A 507-nucleotide genomic window follows, 5' to 3' on the forward strand; every position below is an offset into this window, starting at 1 on the left:
TATCTTTCGCTAGGAACAATTTTGAGAATAGAGCTGCAGTCACTATTACGTTGTGCATTTGGTATTAGCTTATTACTAGTCAGGTATTTGTTCGCGTACTCTTCATGAAATGACGGAGTGACAATATCGTAGTAAACGTTAATATCGTTATCTTTTGCATAGTCAATAAACTTAGATTTAACCCACCTGGTGTACATAACCATTGGAAGTGATTCCGAAAGAGTGTCAACCGTTGAAACAATTAAGGGGCGATTTTTTTCGATCCAACCATTTTGAATACAAACTCGATAAGCTTCAGAAGCAGCATTCAAAACTGTGCTGGAGTCTTTACCCATACTGCAAGGAACAAACACTAACGAATCACTAGATCGCAAAATCGTTATAAACTCTTCTACAACCGCATTGAACTTGAAGCTAACACTCTCGTGCAAAGCCACCAATTCGTTTTCTATTAGGTTTGTTGTTTCAAAAATATTAACCATTGGCTGAACCATTACTAAAGACCGA

The 507-nt window shown here is 37.3% G+C and carries 1 pseudogene; it reads right to left on the reverse strand.

Annotated elements, in window-relative coordinates:
- Window positions 1-482 (reverse strand): annotated as a pseudogene (locus IQR33_RS30165) (hypothetical protein); the annotation flags it as partial.
- Window positions 483-507: the final 25 nt, after the last annotated feature.

This window comes from Vibrio sp. OPT46 (assembly GCF_015163535.1).
Classification (GTDB): Bacteria; Pseudomonadota; Gammaproteobacteria; order Enterobacterales; family Vibrionaceae; genus Vibrio; species Vibrio alginolyticus.